The organism is Sphingomonas montana, from assembly GCF_001956315.1.
Lineage (GTDB): Bacteria > Pseudomonadota > Alphaproteobacteria > Sphingomonadales > Sphingomonadaceae > Sphingomonas_R > Sphingomonas_R montana.
On sequence record NZ_KV887144.1, the window covers coordinates 1 to 19,921 of the forward strand.

The 19,921-nt window shown below is 66.3% G+C and carries 16 protein-coding genes and 1 other RNA gene; 11 read left to right on the forward strand and 6 right to left on the reverse strand.

Translation table 11 applies throughout. The annotated features are described in order from the left end of the window. Together BKY59_RS04790 and BKY59_RS04795 are read right to left on the reverse strand one after the other, a co-directional pair. On the reverse strand, positions 1-766 hold a 766-nt coding region (locus BKY59_RS04790; RefSeq protein ID WP_076069030.1), incomplete at its 3' end, for a TPM domain-containing protein. A 5-nt stretch (positions 767-771) separates the two neighbouring features. Continuing rightward, on the reverse strand, positions 772-1,377 hold the full coding sequence (locus BKY59_RS04795) for a LemA family protein (protein ID WP_076069031.1): 606 nt from the start codon (positions 1,375-1,377) through the stop codon (positions 772-774). A 135-nt stretch (positions 1,378-1,512) separates the two neighbouring features. Between BKY59_RS04795 and mscL the strand changes: the two genes are divergently transcribed. The 3 genes from mscL (at position 1,513) to BKY59_RS04810 (ending at position 5,208) form a co-directional block, all read left to right on the forward strand. After that, the gene (gene mscL, locus BKY59_RS04800; protein ID WP_076069033.1) at positions 1,513-1,956 is read left to right on the forward strand and encodes a large conductance mechanosensitive channel protein MscL; all 444 of its coding nucleotides are present in this window, start codon (positions 1,513-1,515) and stop codon (positions 1,954-1,956) included. Between the two features lie 17 nt (positions 1,957-1,973). After that, positions 1,974-2,335, forward strand: a transfer-messenger RNA (tmRNA) gene (gene ssrA / locus BKY59_RS04805). 404 nt (positions 2,336-2,739) lie between these two features. Further along, the gene (locus BKY59_RS04810) at positions 2,740-5,208 is read left to right on the forward strand and encodes a TonB-dependent receptor (protein ID WP_076069035.1); all 2,469 of its coding nucleotides are present in this window, start codon (positions 2,740-2,742) and stop codon (positions 5,206-5,208) included. Positions 5,209-5,414: 206 nt separating this feature from the next. On the opposite strand, the gene BKY59_RS04815 is transcribed toward BKY59_RS04810, so the two are convergent. Beyond that, positions 5,415-5,723, reverse strand: coding sequence for an I78 family peptidase inhibitor (locus BKY59_RS04815; RefSeq protein WP_083671881.1), 309 nt, complete (start codon positions 5,721-5,723; stop codon positions 5,415-5,417). Further along, positions 5,644-6,900 (reverse strand): ribonuclease D, encoded by a 1,257-nt coding sequence (gene rnd, locus BKY59_RS04820; RefSeq protein WP_083671882.1) that lies wholly within the window; start codon positions 6,898-6,900, stop codon positions 5,644-5,646. The genes BKY59_RS04815 and rnd overlap by 80 nt, the downstream gene beginning before the upstream one ends. A 93-nt stretch (positions 6,901-6,993) precedes the next feature. Here rnd and aspS point away from each other — a divergent pair, with 93 nt between their 5' ends. Both aspS and BKY59_RS04830 read left to right on the forward strand, forming a co-directional pair. Further along, positions 6,994-8,772 (forward strand): aspartate--tRNA ligase, encoded by a 1,779-nt coding sequence (gene aspS / locus BKY59_RS04825; protein WP_076069039.1) that lies wholly within the window; start codon positions 6,994-6,996, stop codon positions 8,770-8,772. Positions 8,773-8,790: 18 nt separating this feature from the next. Beyond that, the gene (locus BKY59_RS04830; protein WP_076069041.1) at positions 8,791-9,579 is read left to right on the forward strand and encodes a polyphosphate kinase 2 family protein; all 789 of its coding nucleotides are present in this window, start codon (positions 8,791-8,793) and stop codon (positions 9,577-9,579) included. 132 nt (positions 9,580-9,711) lie between these two features. Here BKY59_RS04830 and BKY59_RS04835 read toward each other — a convergent pair whose 3' ends face one another. Next, positions 9,712-10,200, reverse strand: a complete 489-nt coding sequence (locus BKY59_RS04835; RefSeq protein ID WP_076069043.1) for a GreA/GreB family elongation factor — start codon at positions 10,198-10,200, stop codon at positions 9,712-9,714. 98 nt (positions 10,201-10,298) lie between these two features. Continuing rightward, a complete protein-coding gene (locus BKY59_RS04840; protein ID WP_165374795.1) occupies positions 10,299-12,302 on the reverse strand; it encodes a lytic transglycosylase domain-containing protein in 2,004 nt (667 codons plus the stop codon). Positions 12,303-12,410: 108 nt separating this feature from the next. On the opposite strand from BKY59_RS04840, the gene dapA reads away from it, so the two are divergent. From dapA to BKY59_RS04870, 6 genes are all read left to right on the forward strand, one after another. Beyond that, positions 12,411-13,286, forward strand: a complete 876-nt coding sequence (gene dapA / locus BKY59_RS04845) for a 4-hydroxy-tetrahydrodipicolinate synthase (protein ID WP_076069046.1) — start codon at positions 12,411-12,413, stop codon at positions 13,284-13,286. 70 nt (positions 13,287-13,356) lie between these two features. Continuing rightward, positions 13,357-13,839 (forward strand): SsrA-binding protein SmpB, encoded by a 483-nt coding sequence (smpB, locus tag BKY59_RS04850; protein WP_076069048.1) that lies wholly within the window; start codon positions 13,357-13,359, stop codon positions 13,837-13,839. Continuing rightward, positions 13,832-14,398, forward strand: coding sequence for a DUF2062 domain-containing protein (locus tag BKY59_RS04855; RefSeq protein WP_240499960.1), 567 nt, complete (start codon positions 13,832-13,834; stop codon positions 14,396-14,398). Before smpB ends, BKY59_RS04855 begins: the two co-directional genes overlap by 8 nt. A 115-nt stretch (positions 14,399-14,513) precedes the next feature. Next, entirely contained in the window at positions 14,514-16,583 is a 2,070-nt protein-coding gene (locus BKY59_RS04860) for a M13 family metallopeptidase (protein WP_129586203.1), read from the forward strand. 118 nt (positions 16,584-16,701) lie between these two features. After that, the gene (locus BKY59_RS04865; protein WP_076069049.1) at positions 16,702-19,155 is read left to right on the forward strand and encodes a hybrid sensor histidine kinase/response regulator; all 2,454 of its coding nucleotides are present in this window, start codon (positions 16,702-16,704) and stop codon (positions 19,153-19,155) included. A 100-nt stretch (positions 19,156-19,255) separates the two neighbouring features. Then, complete coding sequence (locus tag BKY59_RS04870) at positions 19,256-19,615, forward strand: response regulator (protein WP_076069051.1); 360 nt, start codon at positions 19,256-19,258, stop codon at positions 19,613-19,615. Positions 19,616-19,921 lie beyond the last annotated feature (306 nt).

The following is a 19,921-nucleotide window of genomic DNA, read 5'->3' on the forward strand; positions in this document are numbered from 1 at the left end:
TGAAGCCGCCGCCCATCCAGCCGCCGCCGGAACCGCCCCCCGAGCCACCCCCGCCGCCGCCGCCCCATCCGCCCCCGAGGCCGGGGCCCCACAGGATCACGGGCATGCCACCGCCGCCCCGATGCCGCCGTCCACCGCCGCCGCGCCGCATCGCCGAGAGCAGGACGATCAGCAGGACCAGGCCGATGAAGATGAATTCGATCGGGATGCCGCCGCCGCCGCGATCGCGCTCGGCATCATATTCCTTCGCGGCCGCCTCGACCTTGGCGCGCGCGGCGGCGTCGGGCAGCCGGAGCTGCGCGATCAGCGCGTCCGCCCCCGCATCCAGCCCGCCGGGGATATCACCCGCCCTGAACCGCGGCAGGATCTGCGTATTGATGACGATGCTGGAAAAGGTATCGGTCAGCACCGGAGTCAGGCCGTAGCCGACCTCGACCCGCACGTCGCGTTGGCCGACCGGGGCGTTGGGTGCCACGAACAGGATCGCGCCATTGTCCAGCTTCGCCAGGCCGATGCCCCATGCGCGGCCGAGCCGGTAACCGTAATCCTCGCCGCTATATCCCTGCAGGTCGGCGATCGTGGCGACGACGAGCTGGCGGCCGGTATCCTTCTGCAACGCCTGCAGCTTGTCGGTCAGCGCGGCTTCGGCGGCGGGGGGGATGACGTTCGCCTGATCGACCACCAGCCCGGTAAAGGCGGGAAAGGTCTGCGCAAGCGCGGGCAGGGGGGTCAGCGCGACGATCGCTGCAAGGCCCGCGCGCCACATGCGGGTCAGGCCGGTTTCGGCGCGAAATCAATGGTCGGCGCGGTCTGTGCGCCCGGGGTCGTCGCCTCGAACGGCGTCATCGGTTTCGCGCCGTAGAAGATCTTCGCACCGATCGCGTCGGGGAAGGTGCGGATGCGGGTATTATAGGCCTGCACCGCCTCGTTATAGTCCCGGCGCGCGACGCGGATCTGGTTTTCCGTCCCTTCCAGCGTTGCCTGCAACGCCAGGAAATTGGCGTTCGATTTCAGGTCGGGATAATTTTCGGTCACCGACATCAGCCGGCCGAGCGCGGCGGACAGCTCGCCCTGCGCCGCGCCGAACCGCTTGAGCGATTCCGGATCGTCGGTGCGGACGTTGATCGCGGTGGCGCTGGCGCGGGCCTGCGTCACCTGCGTCAGGACGTCCTTCTCCTGCGCGGCATAGCCTTTGACGGTGGCGACCATGTTGGGGATCAGGTCGGCGCGGCGCTGATATTCATTCTGCACGTCGGCCCAGCGCGCCTTGGCGGTTTCCTCCGCGGTGGGCACGCTGTTCACGCCGCAACCGGCGAGCAGCAGCGCGACGGCGGGGGCGAGCAGCGCCGTGCGGCGGCGACGGGACGATGGCGGCATGATGTTCCCCCTTGAACGTGGCTGCGGGTCTAGCCCGCGGTCCGCCGGCCCGCAATAACTGCTTGCGGGGCGCGTGACGGCGGTGCGAAACCGCGGGGACAGACAGGCCCGAGGGCAGACAGCGGAGACAGGACCATGCTTACCGAATTCAAGGCGTTCGTCAGTCGGGGCAATGTCCTCGACCTGGCCGTCGCGGTCATCATCGGGGCGGCGTTCGGGCGGATCGTCACGTCGCTGACGGACGATATCATCATGCCGCTGATCGGCCGGGTGTTCGGGGGGCTGGATTTCAGCAGCTACTTCGTGCGGCTGGGAGCCGTCCCGGCGGGCTATGCCGGGTCGCCGGACGATTATGCCGCGCTGAAGAAGGCCGGTGTCCCGTTGCTGGGTTACGGTCAGTTCCTGACGGTGGCGGTCAATTTCATGCTGGTGGCGTTCGTGATCTTCCTGGTCGTGCGCGCGGTCGCCCGGGCGTTGCCCAAGGCACCGGAACAGCCCGTGGTGCCGGTTGAGCCGACCGACGTCCTGCTGCTGCGCGAGATCCGCGACGAACTGCGCGCCGGGCGTGTGACGCCCTGATGACGCCCTGATGACGGCATGTTGCACCGGCCTGTATCTCCGCCTATATCGGCGGTGCCGGGTTCGCCCGGCTATGGTGATAAATGATATCGTGACATAGACGCAGCGGACCCGGGGGCAGTACCCGGCGGCTCCACCATCATCGGCGCACCCCGACCCTAGACGGGGACTGCGCCGATCCTGACGGGGCCGAACTAGGATCGACGTGTGTTGAAAGACGATGTTTTTGCCCGGCCTGATTGAGCCGTAAAACCGATCGCAACCACAAGTGCTAACGACAACGAGGCACTCGCGATTGCTGCGTAACTAAGTCCTAACGGACGAAGTTAAACAGACAAGAGCGCGGTTGGGGCCGCACCGGGCAACAGAAGCGGAAACCGGCGGTACGGGGGGCACCGAGCAACAGAAGCTCCCCACTTTTCGTGCCGAGAGATGCCTGCTTTATTGCGCGTCGCGTTCGGCCGGACCTTCCAGACCATGAAACGACTTGTCCGGCGACCGTTTGCTTTGCGACGGCCGTGCGCGCGGTCTTGTGCGTCGGCATGCCGGCGGTTCGGCGAGGCCCCCATGGGAGCGGCACGAAGGGCCCGGCCCCCAGGCGAACGGTGACGACGACATGCCGGCAAACCCGCATTGTCATCGCTAAAGTTTTATCTCTATCGATTTAGTTGTGATTGATGGCATCATCGGGATCGAAGGCACACCGCCTTCGACCTGCCTCCGCCGCGACGTCGGGCCGCAAACGGGGGCAGGTCATGACGTGTGTAGGATCAGGGGGCTTTCATGAAATTCCGGACCATCGTCTGCGCAGGATCGGCGCTGGCCGCCTTCGCGCTGCCGGCCGCCGCCGCCGTGCAGCCGGTCGCGACCGAACCGGGGCCGACTGCGCCGACGGAAGACGCGGCGACGGCGCCGGCAGCGGCGCCAAACCCGCTCGATATCATCGTGACCGCCCGCCGCCGGGCCGAAAGCGTGCAGAGCGTACCGCTGGCGATCTCGGTGGTCGATGCCCGCACACTGGAATCGACCGGCAGCTTCAACGTCGCCAAGCTGACCCAGCTGCAACCCTCGCTGCAATTCTATTCGACGAACCCGCGCAATTCGGCGGCCAACATCCGTGGCCTGGGCGCGCCGTTCGGGCTGACCAATGACGGGATCGAACAGGGCGTCGGCGTCTATATCGACCAGGTCTATAACAGCCGGATCGCGGCCGCGACGTTCGACTTCCTCGATGTGGAACAGGTCGAGGTGCTGCGCGGGCCGCAGGGGACGCTGTACGGCAAGAACACGACGGCCGGCGCGATCAACATCACGACGCGCGCCCCGAGTTTCGAATATGAGGGCCGGGCCGAGGCGACGGTCGGCAATCTGGGTTTCGTCCAGGCCAAGGCGTCGGTTTCCGGCCCGTTGATCGCCGACAGGCTGGCGATCCGGCTGGCGGCATCGACCACCGACCGGAACGGCACGATCTACAACGTCACCAGCGGGCGGCGGGTGAACGAGCAGGACAATCTGGGCTTTCGCGGTTCGCTGCTGTGGCGAGCGAGCGAGGTCTTCAAGCTCACCCTGTCCGGCGACTATAACCGCCAGAACCCGGAATGCTGCGCGCAGATCTATGTCCGCACGGGCGCGACACAGCGGCCGTTGAACCGCCAGTTCGCCGGGCTGGCGGCGGCGTTCGGCTATGCGCCGCCCAGTACGAATGCGTTCGACCGGCGGACCGATCTGGACACGCCGCTCGACGCGTTCCAGGAAATCGGCGGCGCGTCGCTGCGGGCGGAATGGGAGGTCGGGCCGGGCACGCTGACGTCCGTTTCGGCATGGCGGTTCTGGAACTGGGCACCGTCCAACGACCGCGATTTCACCGGCCTGCCGATCACGACGCGGTCCAACAACCCATCGAAGCAGGATCAATATTCGCAGGAACTGCGCTATGCGGTATCGGGCGACCTGCTGGACTATGTTGTCGGGCTGTTCGCCTATCACCAGAAGCAGCGCACGACCGGCGTGCAGGAACAGGGTATCGCGGCCAGCCGCTGGCTGCTGAACCCGACCAGCGCGAATGCGAACAACCCCGCGGTGCTGAACGGCCTGACGTCGTCCAACAACATCCTGTTCACATCGACCAGCCTGGCGGCGTTCGGGCAGGTGAGCTGGAAGGTGACCGACCGGCTGAAGCTGCAACCCGGGCTGCGCGTGAACTATGATCGCAAGTCCGGCAACTATGTCGCGACGGTCACCAACGGCGCGGGCGTCGCGCTCGATTGTACCGTCATCCCGACGACCAATACCGTCCTGCGCGACCAGTGCGCCACGTTGCCGCCGCAAAGCTACAACCCCAGGTTCAGCGACTGGAACGTGTCGGGGGACTTTACCGCATCCTATCAGTTCGACCGCGACGTGCTGGCCTATGCGACCTATGCGAGAAGCTTCAAGTCGGGTGGGATCAACCTGGCGGGCCTGCCGCTCGATGCGGGCAATCGGCCGATCCTAGGCGCGCAGACGGTCCGGCCGGAGAGCGTCAATCATTATGAACTGGGCCTCAAGACGCAGCTGTTCGATCGTCGGGCCACGTTCAATCTGGCCGCGTTCTGGACCGAGATCGGCGATTATCAGGCGACGGTCACCAACGGCCAGCTCGGCGTCCTGCGCGGCTACCTCGCCAATGCGGACAAGGTACGGGTGCGCGGGATCGAGGCGGATGTCTCCGCGCGGCCGACCGATCGGCTGACCGTCTATGCCAGCGGTGCGTTCACCGACCACGAATATGTGAAGTTCGTCGATGCGCCATGCCCGCCCGAACTGTCCGGTGGTACCGCGCCCACCGCCGGCCAGACGCCCAGCCTGCCCGGTACGGCGGGTGGGATCAGTCCGTCCAATTGTGACATCTCCGGCCAGTGGCTGCCCGGCATATCGAAATGGGCCTTTTCCTACGGCGTGGAATATAACCATCCGGTCATGCTGTTCGGTCTGGACGGGCAGGCCTATGCCGCGTTCGACGGCAATTACCGGTCGAAATTCTCGTCCAACCCGTCACGTTCCGCCTACACCGACATCGCCGGCTATGCGGTGGCGAACGTCCGCGCGGGGTTCCGGGCCACCGAGCGGTGGGACGTCTTCGGCTGGGTCCGCAACGCGTTCGACCGCGATTATTTCGACATATTGGCAACCCAGTCGGGCAGCACGGGGCTGATCGTCGGGCAACCCGCAGATCCGCGGACATATGGCCTGACGGTCAAGCGGCGGTTCTGATCGAACCGGGGTGACGGGCGGGCGGAGGCGTGTCCGAAATCCGACGGCAGCCTCCGAACGTCATACAGACGGACGTCAGTATCCCTTATCGCTCAACTCGGAGGTCTTACCGAAACCGGCGTGATGATGGATCCCAGCGTCCGCTGGGATGACGACTGAAGGGCGCGCGATCATGTCTCGATCGGCGTGGGGCGGGAGTGATCGGCTTATCCGCAGGCCACGCGGCTTGCCCGGCCGGCGTCGTCCACGTCCACCGTCAGGCGGCCACCATTGAACTCGGTCGTGACGATCATGCCCGCTCGGACAATCCGCACCGTCCGCGCGCCGCTGTGGACCCGCCATCGTTCGACCATGGCATCGGACACCGGCTGACCCATCGGGTTACCCAGCACGGCCGCGTTGCAGGCGGACGCCGGACCGGCCGGCGCGGCCGGCTTATCCGGCCGCAGGCAACCGCCCGTCGTGATCGACAGCGTCGCGAGCATCGCGATCGTCGCCATGTGCGGCAGGATCATCGTCGGTCTCCAGCGCAGTGCGGGTCATGGTCAGCTTGCCGTTCACGACCGCGAAGGCGAGCCGGCCCTCGACCAGGTCCAGCGCGTCGCGCCCGAACTGTTCGAACCGCCAGCCTTCCAGCATCGACAGCCCTTCGCGCCGGCCGGCGGCCAGATGCTCCAGTTCGTCGGCGCGTGCGATCAGCTTGGACGCCACGTCGGCATCGCGCGCGCGGATCTTCAGCAGCAGTTTCAGGAGGTCGGCGACCAGCGAGCCGTCCTTGCCGAGGCCGGGCTTCCGGTCCTCGCGCGCGGGCATCTCTGCATCGGGGAGGGGGCCGGCGTCACGGATCACCGCGAACAGCCGGGCACCGATATCGTTGGAGGCCCAGCTCGGGCTCATCCCGCGGACCCGCGAAAGGTCCTGCTGCTGCACCGGTGGATGGGCGGCGAGATCGGCGATCGTCTCGTCCTTAATGAGGCGGCCGCGCGGCAGGTTCTTGGTCTGCGCCTCGCGCTCGCGCCAGGCGGCAATCGCCTTCAGCCGGCCGAGCACGTCGGCCTTGCGGCTCGGGATCTTGATGCGCAGCCAGGCGAGGTCGGGAATGTTGACGTAGCTGGCCGGATCGCCGAGCCGCTCCATCTCCTGATCCAGCCAGGCTCCCCGCCCCTGGCGCTTAAGCTTGCCCAGCATCTTGGGAAAGATATCCGCCAGATAGGTGACGTCGCCAATGGCATAGTCGATCTGTCGCTTGTCGAGCGGGCGGCGCGCCCAGTCGGTGAAACGTGCGCCCTTGTCCAGCTTCACGCCCACCATGCTTTCGACCAGGTTGGAATAGCCGACCTGTTCGCCCATGCCGAGCGCCATCGCCGCGACCTGCGTGTCGAACAGCGGATAGGGCGTCTTGCCGGTGATGTTGTGGACGATTTCCAGGTCCTGCCCGCCAGCGTGGAAGACCTTCAGCACATCCTCATTTTCAACCAGCAGGTCCATCAGCGGGGTCATGTCGAGCCCTTTGGCCTTGGGGTCGATCGCGGCCGCTTCCTCCGCATCGCCGATCTGGATCAGGCAAAGTTCGGGCCAGTAGGTGTTTTCGCGCATGAATTCGGTGTCGACCGCGACGAAGGGCGATTTGGAAAGGCGGGCGCACAGATCGGCAAGCGTCTGGCTGTCGGTGATGAGCGGATGGATCTTCATGGGGACCGTCATAGCGGCTGTGCGCGCCTTGACAAACCGGGGTGGCACGCGTGAAGCGGCACCCTATCAAAATCACTATTTTGTCGAGATCCCATGCACGCCTATCGCACGCACACCTGCGCCGCCCTTCGCGAAAGCGACGTCGGCGCGACCGTCCGCCTGTCCGGCTGGGTCCACCGGAAACGCGATCATGGCGGCGTGCTGTTCGTCGATCTGCGCGATCATTACGGGCTGACCCAGATCGTGGCGAAGGCGGACAGCGATGCGCTGCGCATTCTCGACGGGTTGCGTGCCGAATCGGTGGTAACGATCGACGGCACGGTCGTGGCGCGCGGTCCCGAGGCGACGAACGCCAACCTGGCGACGGGCGCGATCGAGGTTGTAGCGGACACGGTGACGGTGCAGTCGTCGGCCAGCGAGCTGCCGATGCCGGTGGCGGGCGACCAGGAATATCCCGAGGATATCCGGTTGCGCTACCGCTTCCTCGATCTGCGGCGTGAGCGGATCCACCGCAACATCGTGCTGCGGTCGAACGTCATCGCATCGATCCGCCGGCGGATGATCGACCAGGGGTTCATGGAGTTCCAGACGCCGATCCTGACCGCGTCGTCCCCCGAGGGTGCGCGCGACTATCTGGTGCCGAGCCGGGTGCATCCGGGCAAGTTCTACGCGCTGCCGCAGGCGCCGCAGATGTTCAAGCAGCTGCTGATGGTCGCCGGGTTCGACCGCTATTTCCAGATCGCACCATGTTTCCGCGACGAGGATGCACGCGCCGACCGGTCGCCGGGCGAGTTCTACCAGCTCGATTTCGAGATGAGCTTCGTCACGCAAGACGATGTTTTCGCAGCGATCGAGCCGGTCCTGCACGGTATCTTCGAGGAGTTCGCGGTCAACCGGACGGTGACGGCCGCGCCGTTCCCGCGGATCGCGTATCGCGATGCGATGCTGCGTTACGGGTCGGACAAGCCGGATTTGCGCAACCCGATCGAGATCGTCGACGTGACCGAGCATTTCGTCGGGTCGGGCTTCGGCCTGTTCGCCAAGATTGTCGAGGGCGGCGGCGTGGTCCGCGCGATCCCGGCACCGGGCGCGGGGGCGAAGAGCCGCAAGTTCTTCGACGAGATGAACGAGTGGGCGCGCGCGGCCGGTCATGCGGGGCTCGGCTATATCAACATCAAGGACGGCGTGCCCGGCGGGCCGATCGCCAAGAACCATGGCGAAGCGGCGACCGCGAAGCTGATCGCGGCGCTGGGCCTCGGGCCGAACGACGGCGTGTTCTTCGCGGCGGGCAAGGAACTGGCGACCGCCAAGCTGGCCGGTGCTGCGCGGACCCGGACGGGCGAGGAGCTCGGCCTGATCGAGGAGGGCGTGTTCAAGTTCTGCTGGGTCGTCGACTTCCCGATGTTCGAATATGACGAGGACGCCAAGAAGGTCGATTTCAGCCACAATCCCTTCTCGATGCCGCAGGGCGAACTGCATGCGCTGGAGACGATGGATCCGCTCGATATCCTGGCTTATCAATATGATATCGTCTGCAACGGTGTCGAGCTCTCAAGTGGTGCGATCCGGAACCACAAGCCGGAGATCATGTACAAGGCGTTCGAGATCGCCGGCTATTCGCAGGCCGATGTCGACACTAACTTCTCGGGCATGATCAACGCGTTCAAGTTCGGCGCGCCGCCGCATGGTGGTTCCGCACCGGGCATCGACCGGATCGTCATGCTGCTGGCGGAGGAGCCGAACATCCGCGAGGTCGTGCTGTTCCCGATGAACCAGCGCGCCGAGGACCTCATGATGCAGGCGCCCGCACCCGCGACGCCGCGCCAGTTGCGCGAACTGTCGATCCGGGTGGTGGACGGCCCGAAGGCGTAACCGAGCGGAGCTGTGGCGATGGGCATCGACCTTTCCGAGTATGAGACCGGCGCGAAGTATGACGGCGATTATGAGGCGGATCTGGCGACGCTGCAGGAGCGGCTGACCCGGATCATGGTCGCCCATATCGTCCACAAGCGGCGGTCGATCATAGTGTTCGAGGGCTGGGACGCGGCGGGCAAGGGCGGCGCGATCCAGCGGATGACGGCGGAATGGGACCCGCGCTATTTCCAGGTATGGCCGATCGCGGCACCGTCACCGGAGGAGGCGTCGCGGCATTTCCTGTGGCGGTTCTGGACGCGGTTGCCCGCCAAGGGGCGGATCGCGGTGTTCGATCGCAGCTGGTACGGGCGCGTGCTGGTCGAGCGGGTGGAGGGCTATGCGACCGAGGACGAGTGGCAGCGCGCCTATGACGAGATTAACGCGTTCGAGGCGCAGCAATGCGCCGACGGGACGAAGATCGTGAAGCTGTTCCTGCATATCGACCAGCAGGAGCAGGACGAGCGGATCATGCGGCGCGTGCGGCATCCGTGGAAACGCTGGAAGACCGGCGCCGACGACTTCAGGAACCGCGACAAGCGCGCGGGCTATCTCGATGCGATGGCGGACATGTTTCGCCATACCGATACCGAGACCGCGCCGTGGCATGTCGTCGATGCGGGGAACAAGAAGGCGGCGCGGATTGCGGCGCTGACCCATGTCGCGACGGTTCTGGAGAAGCATGTGCCGATGGATGCGCCCGAGGCGGATCCGGAGACGATCGCGCTGGCAAAGGCGCATTTCGGGGCGGCGCTGAAGCTGGATTGACAGTTTCTCGGGTCCCGGCTGATCTACGTCATCCCCCGTTTGGTTCGAGCTTGTCGAGAACTCCGCGCAGGGTTCTCGACAAGCTCGAACCAAACCGGGAGGGGTTTCTAGCCAGACCGGGGGGCGTCGGCGTCAGGGCTGTGGTGTCGGGTAGCTGATCGCCATAATTTCATAGTCCTTCGTGCCGCCGGGGAGGTCGACGCGGCGGACGTCGCCGATCGTCGCGCCGCGCAGCGCGTGGGCGATCGGGGAGGACCAGCTGATCCGGCCGGCGGCGGTGTCGGTTTCGTCCTCGCCAACCAGGGTGAGCGTGCGTTGGGCGTCGTCTTCGTCGGCGATCGTGACGCAGGCGCCGAACAGGACGCGGTGGCGCTCCGTCTGCTGGGCTGGGTCGACGATCCTGGCGGCCTTCATGCGCTTCGACAGCCAGCCGAGTTCGCGGTCGATTTCACGCAGGCGCTTGCGCCCGTAGATATAGTCGCCGTTTTCGGAGCGGTCGCCGTTGCCCGCCGCCCAGCTTATGACCTCCACGAGCTTCGGCCGTTCTTCGCCGAGGAGGTGGCGGTAGCGGGCCTGCATCATGTGGTAACCGGTGGGGGTGATGTAGTTGGGGCGGTCCATAGGTTTGGATCGGATTGCCTGCTGGTGTTGTGCTTGTGGAACTGTTGTCCCCACCCCAACCCCTCCCCTGAAAGGGAGTGGCTTTCGGCAAAGAGGCGTCAGCCCGCCGTGCGCTTGCCGAGGTACGCCGAGAGGCGGTTTGTCGCCGGCATCTTTGCACGGGCAGGGTTCATCATGTCGTAGACGACGGCATTTTCCAGGACGTGCTGGACATAGCCGCGCGTTTCGGAAAGCGGAATCGCCTCGATCCAGTCGATGACATCGACGCCCGCCATGCGCGGATCACCGTTGGCGCGGATGAACTTGTTCACATTGCCGGGACCGGCATTGTAGCTGGCGACGGCCAGGACGTGGCTGCCGCCATAATAATCCAGCATACGCCGGAAATAGCTGGCACCCAGGGTGATATTATATTGCGGATCGCTCGTCAGGCGGCCGTAATCATAGGACATTCCAAGTTTTCCCGACGTCTCGCGCGCGGTGCCGGGCATCAGCTGCATCAGCCCGCGTGCGCCGACGCGGCTGTTCGCCTGCCGGTCGAACTGGCTTTCCTGGCGGCTGATTGCGTGGATCATCGTCCAGTCGCCGGCATAGGGGCTAGGGACGGTCATGGTGGGAAAGCCGTACCGCACCGGATCGGTGGTACCGATCCGCGCATTGCGGGCGACCATGACGCCGAGGTCCGGCCGGTTCATCGTCCGCGAAAGGTCGACCGCGAGCTGATGCGCCACCTGGTCCTTCGCCGCGGCCGCGATCGACCGCACGAACAGAGTCTGATCCTGCCAATTGCCTTCGCGGCCGAGCAGGCGGGCGGCGCGGACCGGTTCGCTGGCCTCGAACGCGGCGCGTTCCGCGGCGCCGACCGGCACGGGGGTCGGTTCGGGCGGGAGGATGATCGCGCGTCCCAGCCGTTCGGCCGAAAGCTGGCCGTAAAACTGATCCATATGCTGCGCGGCTTCGGTCAGGTAGGCGATGGCCGCGGTGGCGTTGCCCGCCGCCTGTGCCGCGCGGCCGGCCCAATAGAGGCCCTTGGTCTGGGTCTGCGGGGTCTGTGCGGCACGGGCATAGCGGGCGAACATCGTTGCGGCGTCCGCAGGTCGGCCGAGTTTCTTGAGCGCGGTAATGCCGCCCAGCCAGACAAGGCTGGTATAGTCGTCGCGCTCGTCCAGATCGCGGTCGCGGATGTTGGTGCCGGGGGCGAACGCCGCCTCAGCCTTCTCGGCGATGGCATAGGCGTAGCTCGACTGATTGTCGGTCGCGGCCCCCCGCGCGATCGTCAGCAGCGCATCGAGATACCGTTCCGCATCATAGGGTTGCGTGTCGATCCTGAGCGGCGATGCGAGATAGGCGCGCGCCGCCGGCACCTGGCCGCTGTTGCGCAGCCAATTCGCGCGATCAACGACATAACCGGGATCGCCGTCATAGCCCGCCGGGGCGACGCCGGCCCCGGGCAGGTTACCCTGTAGCGCGAGGCGTGCGGCGTAGAGCGGGCGTCGTGCGGAGGAGACCAGCGCGAGCTGCCGCATCGCGGGCACGTTGGACCGCGCCCACAACAGGGCCTCCATCCGCCGGTCCTGATCGGTGGCCGAGAAGCCTGCACCATAACGGGTGGAGATCCCGGCCTCCAGATCGGCGGGCAGATAGCCACCGGTCCAGGCCGCGACGGCCGCGGCCTGTGCATCGGCACTGCGACCGGTTGCGGCAAGCGCGTCGGCAAAGCGCGCATTCGCGATCGGAGTGCGCGGCGGGTAGCGGGTGAAGAAGGCGACGATGGTCTGCGGATCGGCCCCGGTCGTCTCCAGCCGTTTCTCCGCCGTCCGGCGCATCGCGGCGTCGCCCGGCCAGCCGGGGTGGGCGGTCAGAAAACGCGCATAATCGGCAAAGACATAGCCGTCCGACTGCCGCAACCGGTTCCATTCGGCGATGATCGCGCGGATCGGATCATAGGCCGACGCCGCATAGCCCGGATAGGGCGCGGGCGCGGCCTGGCCGGGGGCGGGCAACGGGGCCGGGGTGGCGGCCGGCCCCTGCGGCTGGGCGGTGATCGCCGCCGTGGCGACCGATGCGACCAACGTGGAGGAGAGGAGGATACGACTAAGCATGCTGGACACGGTGGCAGGGGCGTCCTTATCAGGCGCTGAACGATCACGGGGCTGCGACATGCCGGCGACTATGCCGGGTGGCGGCGTCCGGGTGAAGGGGAGAAGCGCATGTTTCGCGGGTCCATACCGGCTCTGGTGACGCCGTTCCGCGACGGGGCGTTCGATGAACGCGCCTATCGGATGTTCATCGATCTGCAGATCGAATCGGGCAGCAGCGCGCTGGTGCCGTGCGGGACGACGGGCGAAAGCGCCACGATGACCATCGAGGAGCATGATCGCGTCGTCACGGTCTGCGTCGAACAGGCGGCGGGGCGGGTGCCGGTGATCGCCGGCTGCGGATCCAACGACACGCGGGTCGCGCTGGAACATATGCAGTCGGCGCAGCGGGCGGGGGCGGCCGCGGCGTTGCTGGTGCCGCCTTATTACAACCGCCCGTCGCAGGCCGGCATCATCGCCCATTTCGAGGCGCTGGCCCGCGGGTGCGACCTGCCCATCCTGCTGTACAACGTGCCGGGGCGGACCGCGGTCGACATCCACGTCGACACGATGGCGCATCTGGCGACCCTGCCGACCGTGATCGGCGTGAAGGATGCGACCGGCAATGCGGTGCGCGTGACGGCGCAGCGGCTGGCGTGCGGCCCGGACTTCTGCCAGCTGTCGGGCAATGACGACATGGCGCTGGGGTTCATGGCGATGGGCGGCGTCGGGTGCATATCGGTGACCGCCAACGTCGCGCCGGCCTTGTGCGCGGAATTCCAGGATGCGTGCCTGGAAGGACGCTGGACCGAGGCGCTGGCGTTGCAGGACCGGTTGTTCCCGCTGCACACCGCCTTGTTCAGCGATGCGTCGCCGGGCCCGGTGAAATATGCCTTGTCGCGGGTCCGGCCCGACTTTCCGACCGAACTGCGTCTGCCGATGACCTGGCCATCTGTCGCCGCCCAGGCGCAGGTCGATGCCGGGCTGCTGGCGGCCGGGCTGTTGTGAACGGAGCCCCGACCGACCATCTAGGCGCGACCATGATCGCTTCTTCATCCCTTGCCGAGTATGCCGCCTGATGGCCCGTCCCAAGCCCGTCCAGTTCGAGAAGGTGAAGGTCGTCGCCGAGAACCGCCGTGCGCGGTTCGAATATTTTCTGGAGGATTTCTTCGAGGCGGGCATCGCGCTGACCGGGACCGAAGTGAAGTCGCTGCGGTTCGGCGAAGGCTCGATCGCGGAAAGCTATGCCGAGGTGAAGGACGGGCAGGTGTTCCTCGTGAACGCCAACGTGCCGGAATACAGCTTCGGCAACCGGTTCAACCACGAGCCGAAGCGTCCACGCAAGCTGTTGCTGCACGAACGCGAGATCGAGAAGATGCGCAACGGCGTGTCGCGCGAGGGGATGACGCTGATCCCCATGGCGATCTATTTCAACGCGCGGGGCCGGGCGAAGGTGGAACTGGCGCTGGCCAAGGGCAAGAAGCTGCACGACAAGCGCGAGGTACAGAAGGACCGCGACTGGACCCGCGACCGCGCCCGGATCATGCGCGAACGTGGCTAAGACCTGGCTCGCCGATCGCATCCGCGCGATGCTGCCCGCCCGCGAGGAGCTGGAGGCGAACCGGATGCTGCGTCCCGTGGCACATCTGCTGCTGCGGCCAGCGCTCTGGCGGTTCACGCGGCGGTCGGTGCCGCGGGCGATCGGTATCGGCCTGCTGGTTGGCATATTCGTGATGATCCCGGTGGTGCAGCCGTTGTCCGCCGCGATGCTGGCGATCCCGTTTCGCGCCAACGTGCCGTTGACAGCAGGTACAACGCTGCTGTCGAACCCGGTTACGACGCCGCTGATCGTGATCGCATCGTTGTGGATCGCATCGGCGCTGTTCGGGATGGAGACGGACCCCGGATCGGTCATGCGGATGATCCACGCCGGGGCGTCGTTCGCCGAATGGAAGCATTGGCTGCTGTCGGCGGCGGCGCCGGGCCTGCTGATCGGGCTGACCGTGCTGGCGATCGGGACGGGCGTGGTCGGCTATGTGCTGGCGACGGTCGGGTGGCGGATCTGGATCGGGCACAAATGGCATGCGCGCGGCCGGGAACGCGCCTTGCGCGGTGCCTGAGCGTTGCGACCAAGATGGCGAATGGGACGACGGAACCGCTCGCTTAACCGAAAAATGGCCCTAAGCTGCGGCGTTTAGCCGCGGTATACGCGGTGCCCGATCGAAAAGGATTTCCATGCGTCTGAAGATCGTCCTGCTGGGCGCGCCTGCGCTTGCCAGCATCGCTGCCGCCGCCCTTGCCCAGACCGCACCGTCGCCCGCGCTCATGTCCGCCGCGTCTACCGTGGCAGCCGCGCCGGCCGGAAAGCCCGAACTGGGCACGTTCGGATTCGATACGACGGGCATGGACCGCAGCGTGGCCCCCGGCGACAATTTCGACGCATTCGCCAGCGGCACCTGGAAGAAGACCAACCCGATCCCGGCCGACCGGTCGAGCTACGGCATGTTCACGCGGCTCGACGACCTGTCGACGCTGCGCAGCCGCGAGATACTGGAAGCGGCCGGCCGGACGCCCGGATCACGGATCGGCGACCTGTATGCCAGCTTCGTCGATCAGGCCACGGTGGATGCCAAGGGTGCGACGCCGTTGAAGCCGACGCTGGCCGCGATCGACGCCGCGACCACGAAGCCGGCGCTGGCGGCCGAAATGGGCCGACTGGCGCGGGTCGGCGTGCCGTCGCCGTTCCGGCTGGGCGTGGGGCAGGACGACCGCAACCCCGAAACCTATATCGTCGCGATGGGCCAGTCCGGGCTCGGTTTGCCCGATCGCGATTATTACCTCAAAACCGACGCCAAGCTGGTCGAGGCGCGTACCGCCTATGCCGGTTACCTGACCAAGCTGTTCGCGCTGGCCGGGCTGCCCGACGGGGCCGCACGGGCGCAGGCGGTGATCGCGTTCGAGACCAAGCTGGCGCAGGTCCAGTGGACGCGGATCGACTCGCGCGATTCGGTCAAGACGTACAACAAGTGGGCTAAGCCCGATTTCGCGGCCAAGGCGCCCGGTTTCGACTGGAACGGGTATCTGGCGGCGACGGGCGTCGCCGCGCAGACCCAGTTCCTCGTCGCGCAACCGAGCGCGTTCACCGGCAGTGCGGCCGTGTTCGCCGCGACGCCGCTGCCCGTGCTGAAAGATTATCTGAAGCTGCGCGCGATCAACCGGTTCGCGCCCTATCTGTCACAGCCGTTCGTCGAGGCGGCGTTCGCGTTCAATTCGACGCAACTGCAGGGCACGCCGCAGAACCGCGACCGCTGGAAGCGTGGCGTGGCACTGGTCAACGGGCAGATCGGCGAGGATCTGGGCAAGATCTACGTCGCAAAATATTTTCCGCCGGAGGCCAAGGCGCAGGCCGACCTGCTGGTGAAGAACGTGATCGCCGCGATGGGCGACCGGATCGACGCGCTGACCTGGATGGCGCCGGAGACCAAGGTGAAGGCGCGTGCCAAGCTGGCCGCGTTCCGCGCGAAGATCGGCTACCCCGATACGTGGCGCGACTATTCAGCGCTGAAGATCGAGCGCGGCGACCTGCTGGGCAATGTGCAGCGCGCGACGGCGTTCGAATTCAACCGCGACCTGAACAAGCTGGGCAAGCCGCTCGACCGCGAGGAATGGGGCATGACCCCGACGACGATCAACGCCTATGCCAATTTCGGCATGAACGAGATCGTGTTCCCGGCGGCCATCCTGCAACCGCCCTTCTTCGATCCGAATGCCGACCCGGCGGTGAACTATGGCGGGATCGGGGCGGTCATCGGCCACGAGATCAGCCATCATTTCGACGATCAGGGGTCGCAATATGACAGCACCGGCAAGCTGACCGAGTGGTGGACGCCGAAGGACGTCGCGCAGTTCAAGGCGCTGACCGGGCAGCTGGTGGCGCAGTATGACCAATATGAGCCGCTGCCAGGCCTGCACGTGCAGGGCGGGCTGACGCTGGGCGAGAATATCGGCGATCTGGCCGGGCTGACCGCGGCTTATGGCGCGTACCAGAAATCGCTGGGCGGCAAGCCCGCACCGGTGATCGACGGGATGACCGGCGACCAGCGCTTCTACCTGGGCTGGGCGCAGGTGTGGCGTCGCAACGATCGGGAGGCCGCGTTGCGCCAGCAGTTGCTGACCGATCCGCATTCGCCCGCCGAACAGCGCGCGAACGTCGTCCGCAACCTTGACCCGTGGTATGCCGCATACAAGCCGACGCCGGGGCAGAAACTGTATCTGACGCCCGAACAGCGCGTCCGGATCTGGTAGTATCGATCGGGGGCGGTGACGATCGTCGCCCCCGGATACCCGACCGGCGCCGCTGGTCGGCCGTTTGCGCCAAGCCGCTTGACGCTGCCCCCCCGGCGGGACGAAAGCGCATCCCTGAATGACATTACTTCCTGAACTTGCCGTCGATCCTGATCCCCGCGCGCGCGTCGCGCTGGCCGGCGTGGCGGGCGTTGCGTTCGCCAGCGCGGCAGCGATCTGGTGGATGGCGGGCGACCGTCAGGTGGCGACGATCTTTCTGGCGACGCTCGCCTGCATCGTCGCGCTGATATGGTTCACCCGCCGGTTGCGTCCGGCGGGCGGCGACCGGGCGATACCGGTCAACGACTGGGCCGTGGCGTTCGCGGCGATCGAACAGGATGACGAAGCAGTCGCGATCACCGACCGCGACGGCCATCTGGTCTGCGCCAATCCCTGTTACGAGGCGTGGTTCGGCGAATTGTCGCCGCCATCCGCCATCCTGTTCGATGCGGACGGCAACGCGCGGCTGACGACCGCCGGCCGGGCCGCGTGGCGCGACGGCGCCGGCGAGGCGCAGTCGCTGGGGATGCCGGACCGTATCCTGTCGGTGAAGGTGGTTCGGGCCGGGCAGGCGGAGGATCATCTGGTCTGGCGGTTCCATCCGCATCGGGCGATCGACCCGGTGCGCGACCTGCTGGCGCTGGTCACCGGCGATCCGGGACGGCGGATGGGCGACGCGGGCGTGATGGCGGCACTGGTCGATCGCGCCGGCCGCCTGCTGGGTGCCAATCGCGTGTTGTCCGTCCGGGCGCTGGAAGGGGCAGGGGCCGCGGGGGGGGGCGACGTGGACGCGACCGGCCGACTGTTGACCGATCTGTTGCGGCGTGGGCCCGACGACTGCATCCGGTTCGCAAGCGAGCCCGACGACACCGGCGCACTGCGGCTGGTGCAGGTGCCGATTGATCCGGACCGCGACACGAGCCTGTTCCTGATCCTGGACGAAGCCGAAGGGGCCGGCCCGGCGCCGGCCACCGCGGCGACGTCGGCCGTCCATATCCATAATCTGCTGGGCATGTTGCCGCTGGGCCTCGCGCTGGCGGAACGGGACGGGCGGCTGCTGTTCGTCAATGCGGCGTTCGAACGCGCGGCTGGACTGCCGCCTGGGCAGACGGTGGTCTATCCCAGCGACCTGGTGGTGAAGGACGACAAGGGCGCGGTGTCGGACGCGGTACGGCGGTTCGGATCGGGGCGGAAACATTCGGGGGACCTGTCGGTACGGTTGCGCCACCGGCCGGACGAACCCGTATCGCTGACCATTGCGACGGCGCGCGGGCTGGGCGACGCATCGGTCCTGCTGAGCCTGAAGGATACGACCGAGGAATCGAAGCTGAAACGCCAGGTGGCGCAGGCGACCAAGATGCAGGCGGTCGGCCAGCTGGCCGGCGGCGTGGCGCATGATTTCAACAACATCCTGACCGCGATCATCGGACATTGCGACCTGATGATGATGCGCCACACGCCCGGCGACAGCGATTATGACGATATCCAGCAGATCAAGCATAATTCGAACCGGGCCGCCGGGCTGACCCGGCAACTGCTCGCCTTTTCCCGCCAGCAGACGCTGCGGCCGCAGGTCCTGCAGTTGCCCGATGTGATTTCGGAGATATCGAACCTGCTGAAGCGCCTGCTCGGTGAAACGGTGACGTTGCAGGTCAAGCATGGCCGCGCGCTTGGCGCGGTGCGAGCCGATCCGGGGCAGCTGGAACAGGTGATCGTCAACCTGGCGGTGAATGCGCGCGATGCCATGCCGGGGGGCGGCACGCTGACGTTGCAGACCTATGGCGTGACCGCGGCGCAGGTCCGCGATCTGGGTTCGGATGTCCTGCCGATCGGCGACTACACCGCGCTGTCGGTGACCGATACCGGCACGGGCATCGCACCCGACGTGTTGGGCAAGGTGTTCGAACCATTCTACACCACCAAGGCGGTCGGCAAGGGGACCGGGTTGGGGCTTTCGACGGTCTACGGCATCGTCAAGCAGTCAGGCGGTTTCATCTTTGCCGATTCGCGGATGGGGGAGGGGACGAGCTTCGTCATCTACCTGCCGGTGCATCTGGCCGACTCCAAGGCGGAGGTGGTGCTGCCGCTGCCCAAGGAGAAGCCGGCGGAGGTGTGGGGGACGGGCACGATCCTGCTGGTCGAAGACGAGGACATGGTACGCGCGGTGGCGGAACGCGCGCTGACCCGGCAGGGCTACCGTGTGCTGACCGCGGCGAACGGCGAACTGGCGCTGGAGATGCTGGGGATCGGCACCTGGGGTGCGGGCAACCCCGATCCGGTGACGATCGACCTGCTGATTTCGGACGTGGTCATGCCGACGATGGACGGGCCGACGATGGTCCGTCATGCGCGCGCCACGCTGCCGCAGCTGCCGATCCTGTTCATGTCGGGCTATGCCGAGGAGCAGCTGCGCCGTTCGATCGCGATCGATAACGTAGCGTTCCTGCCCAAGCCGTTTTCCGTGCAGCAGCTGGGGCAGGCCGCGCGTGATGCACTGGGCGTCGCGGTGAAGCCAACCGGACCCTCCCGCTGACCGGACATTACGCGTCTATATTGATTTGTCTTAAGCCATACACCCGGATCCGATACCGAAATGGCTTTGACGCCCGGTTCCGACCTTCTAAAGCGATGGCATGAAGCAACCCCTGTCCGTTCTCATCGTCGAAGACGAACCCCTGATCGCGATGATGCTGGAAGACTTCATCGATGCGCTGGGCCATGTGGTGGCAGGCACGGTCGACAACGTGTCCGCCGCGCTCGACCATGTCGATACGGTGCCATTCGACATGGCGATCCTGGACGTCCACCTGCGCGGCGGCGAAGCCAGCTGGGCGGTCGCCGATGCGCTGGCGGATCGCGGCAAGGCATTCGTGGTCGCCACCGGCGGCATGATCGACCCGCCCCCCGCCCGGCACGCCGATTGTCCGACATTGCCCAAGCCCTTTACGCTTGACCGGGTGGAAAGCGCGCTGGAGAGCATGCGCGCGGACTGACGGCCGCTGGTAACGGGATTTCAGTCGCGGACTGTCCCATGCGTGAATTGGATGGGTCAGGGGCAAGACAAGCGACTTGGTTCATCCATCCCGGATGTGATCCGGAATCAGGAACAATTAGCTCTGCGTTGGGCACATCTGCCTGTTCATCCGTCATCCTGACGAACGTCATTGTCCATTATCACTGCGGTTGTAGCTGGCCCCGGACGAAGTGATAGTGGATCCTGGATCAAGTCCGGGATGACGACCGTAATGGCCGGACCCGATCCAAGCTGACTTTACGACGGGCCACTGGTGCCCGACAGC